At 74.2% G+C, this 3,572-nt stretch carries 3 protein-coding genes and 1 pseudogene; 2 read left to right on the top strand and 2 right to left on the bottom strand.

The annotated features are described in order from the left end of the window. A pseudogene (locus tag C1I99_RS30465) lies at positions 1-712 on the bottom strand (glyoxalase/bleomycin resistance/dioxygenase family protein); the annotation flags it as partial. Between the two features lie 144 nt (positions 713-856). Between C1I99_RS30465 and ndk the strand changes: the two are divergent. Further along, complete coding sequence (gene ndk, locus C1I99_RS30460; RefSeq protein ID WP_111137611.1) at positions 857-1,282, top strand: nucleoside-diphosphate kinase; 426 nt, start codon at positions 857-859, stop codon at positions 1,280-1,282. 81 nt (positions 1,283-1,363) lie between these two features. On the opposite strand, the gene C1I99_RS30455 is transcribed toward ndk, so the two are convergent. Next, positions 1,364-1,795 (bottom strand): carboxymuconolactone decarboxylase family protein, encoded by a 432-nt coding sequence (locus C1I99_RS30455; RefSeq protein ID WP_438941467.1) that lies wholly within the window; start codon positions 1,793-1,795, stop codon positions 1,364-1,366. 199 nt (positions 1,796-1,994) lie between these two features. On the opposite strand from C1I99_RS30455, the gene C1I99_RS30450 reads away from it, so the two are divergent. Then, positions 1,995-3,572 (top strand): alkaline phosphatase D family protein (locus C1I99_RS30450; protein WP_111137609.1); only part of this gene is annotated, 1,578 nt, incomplete at its 3' end.

Genomic DNA, 3,572 nt, shown 5'->3' with positions numbered 1-3,572 from the left:
GGTTCGGGGTGGCCCGGCGGGGCAGGGTGCTGGTGGCCGGCGGTTCGACGAGCGTGCCCTCCAGCACGACCGGACGGCCGGGACGCTGGCGCACCACCACCGGTTCCCGTTCCTCCGGCCGCCCGCCCCGGTCGCCGAGCGGATCCGGGCCGGGCGGGTCCCGGAAGTCGTCCTCCGGCGCCCGGCCGGCCCACGGCGGAGCCTCCTGCTGGATCAGCACCTCGTCCACGGGCTCGGCGCCGGCGTACTCGGGAGGGAGGTCGGCGACGGCGGCCGCGGTCTCGGCGTGGGTGGGCACCTCGTCCCAGAGCACCTTGACGTGCCGCTGATCGTCCAGCGCCACCCGGATCGGCAGGGTCTGCCCCAGCGACGGCCACTTGGCGACCGGCACCCGTGGCTCGATGATCTTCTTGGACCGGGGCGGTAGCCCCGGCGCGTCGATCACCAGCTGCAGCTCACAGCGGCCGAAGGCGTACTGGGTGGGGGGCTCGGAGGCGCTGTGCACGTGGCCCACCCCGACCACCCAGGTGCGCCCGCCGCCGCGCACGGTGGCCAGTGCGATCGCCAGCACCAGCAGGGCCGTCCCGAGCGCCACGATCGCCCAACTGGTCATGCCCAGGCCGAAGAGAATGACGAAGGTGGCCACGGTGCCCAGCACCGCGCCGATCAGCTTGCGTACCGGCGCGATGGGTCTGTTTCCGCCATTCGCCACAGTGGACCTCCCGGGGGTCAAGGGCCAGGCTAGGCCGGATCGGCCGCCGGGGGAAAGACCGTGCCGCCCCGCCGGCGCCGGGACCGGGTCGCTAGGCTGACCGTACCCAGCCAGACCCTCTCCCGCGCACAGGAGGAACCCAGCGTGTCCAGCAGCAGCCCGGCCGAGCGCACCCTCGTACTGATCAAGCCGGACGCGGTCCGCCGCGGGCTGGTCGGCGAGGTCATCTCCCGCTTCGAGCGCAAGGGGCTGCGGATCGACGCGATGGTCTCCCGCACGATGGCCCCGGCGCTGGCCGACGAGCACTACGCCGAGCACGTCGACAAGCCGTTCTACCCGCCGCTGAAGGACTTCATGACCGGCGGTCCGCTGGTCGCCCTGGTGCTCTCCGGTGACCAGGTCATCGACGTGGTGCGCGGCCTGGTCGGGTCGACCGACGGGCGCCGGGCGGCGGCCGGCACCATCCGCGGTGACTTCTCGCTGTCCAACCGGGAGAACCTGGTGCACGCCTCCGACTCGACGGACAGCGCCAAGCGCGAGATCGCGCTCTGGTTCCCCGAACTGGACTGACTCCTCCGGGGCCACCGACTCAACCGCCGGCGGCCGGCGCGGGCTCCGCGCCGGCCACCGGGCCGCCTCACCCGCTCGCGGTCACACCTCCGCCGGCAACGTCGTCCGGCAGGTCACCGCGATCCGGTTCCACACGTTGATCGTGACGATCGCCATCAGCAGGTCGGCCAGCTCCTTCTCCTGCCACACCGCGGCGGCCGCGTCCCACACCTCGTCGGGCACGCCGTGCTCGCCGAGCCGGGTGACCGCGTCGGTGAGCGCCAGCGCGGTCCGCTCCCGCTCGTCGAAGAAGGGCGCCTCCCGCCAGGCGGCCACCGCGAAGAGCCGCCGGCTCGACTCGCCCGCCGCGAGCGCGTCCCGGCTGTGCATGTCGACGCAGTACGCGCAGCCGTTCAGCATCGAAGCCCGGAGCTTCACCAGTTCCAGCACGGTGTGCTCGACGTTCGCCCGGACGTACTTCTCCAGCCCCAGCACGGCGTGGTACGCCTCCGGAGCCACCTCGACCGCGTTCATCCGCTGCATGACAACCTCCCTGGATCGGTGTTCGACACCCGGACGACGGGGCGGCGGGAGCCGGCGTGACGGCCCGGCCCTGTGACGCCGATCATGCCGCCCGGTCAGCCGCCGTTCCCGCCGGCGTCACCGGGGTCCCCGCCGCCGGTCACATCGGCCCGGTAGACCGACGGGACCAGTCCCCGAACCGGGAGGAACGATGACCGAACTTGATCGACGTACGCTGCTGCGGGCCGGCCTGCTCGCCGGCGCGGGAGTGGCCGGCGGCGCCCTCCTCGGCGCGACCGGTGCCACCGCCGCGAGTGGCCTGAGCGACGCGGCCGGCGCGATGGCCGCCCCGGCGTGGCGGCCGACCGGACGGCCGCTGCTGACCCACGGGGTGCAGAGCGGCGACGCGACCGCGGACTCGGCGCTGGTGTGGACCCGTGCCGACCGGCCGGGGCGGATGCTGGTGGAGGTGAGCCGCCGGGCGGACTTCCGGGGCGCGCGGCGGGTCCGCGGGCCGGTGCTCGACCCCACCGGCGACTTCACCGGCAAGGTTCGGCTGCGCGGGCTGCCCGGCGGGGAGCGGCTGCACTATCGCGTCCGGGTGGAGAGCCTGGACCGGCCCGGGCTGTGCAGCGCGCCGCTGACCGGCGAACTGACCACCGCGCCGAGGCGGCACGACCGGCGGGACGTCCGCTTCGTCTGGACCGGCGACATCGCCGGGCAGGGCTGGGGCATCGCGCCGGAGTTCGGCGGGATGGCGATCTTCCAGGCCATGCGGGCGGCCCGGCCGGACTTCTTCCTGTGCAGCGGGGACACCGTCTACGCCGACGGCCCGCTCGCCGAGTCGGTGACCCTGCCCGACGGGCGGATCTGGCGCAACCTCGTCACCCCGGAGAAGACCAAGGTGGCCGAGACGCTGGCCGAGTACCGGGGGCAGTTCGCGTACAACCTGCTCGACGAGCACCTGCGCGCCTTCGTCGCCGAGGTGCCGCAGATCAACCAGTGGGACGACCACGAGGTCACCAACAACTGGTACCCGGGCGAGGTGCTGACCGACGCCCGGTACACCGAGCGGCGGGTGGACGTGCTCGCCGCCCGGGCGCGGCAGGCGTTCGACGAGTGGCTGCCCACCCCGACGCGCGGGCCGCTGTACCGGCGGCTGTCGTACGGCCCGCTGCTGGACGTGTTCGTGCTGGACATGCGGACGTACAAGGACCCGAACGACGGCAACACGTACGCCGACCCGGGCCGCGGCCTGCTCGGCCGTGAGCAGCGGGAGTGGCTGGTCCGGGAGCTGACCCGGTCCCGGGCCACCTGGAAGGTGATCGCCGCCGATCTGCCGATCGGACTGGTCGTGCCGGACGGGCCGGCCGCCCAGGAGGGGGTGGCGCAGGGCGACCCGGGCGCGCCGGCCGGCCGGGAACTGGAGATCGCGCAGGTGCTCGGCGCGGCGCACCGGGCCGGGGTGACCGGGATCGTCTTCCTCACCGCCGACGTGCACTACACCGCCGCGCACCACTACGACCCGGCGCGGGCGGCGGTCGGCGACTTCACCCCGTTCTGGGAGTTCGTCTCCGGTCCCGCGCACGCCGGCGCGTTCGGCCCGAACGCCCTGGACGGCACCTTCGGCCCGAGGGCCGTCTTCGTCAACGCCCCGCCCCGGGCGAACACCTCGCCGGCCGAGGGCTTCCAGCACTTCGGCGAGGTGCACATCGACGGCGACTCCGGCGCCTTCACCGTCCACCTCCGCGACCGCGCCGGCCGCTCCCTCTGGACCACCACCCTCCCC

Origin of the sequence: Micromonospora deserti (genome assembly GCF_003236335.1) — a bacterium.
In the GTDB taxonomy this organism is placed as follows: domain Bacteria; phylum Actinomycetota; class Actinomycetes; order Mycobacteriales; family Micromonosporaceae; genus Micromonospora; species Micromonospora deserti.
Note: the sequence above shows the minus strand (reverse complement) of the source record. Positions and strands in the feature narration are given on the sequence as shown.

Bases quoted from the DNA above. Each gene is read 5' to 3' on its own strand.
- C1I99_RS30455 (WP_438941467.1), bottom strand. From the start codon at position 1,795: ATGAACGCGGTCGAGGTGGCTCCGGAGGCGTACCACGCCGTGCTGGGG.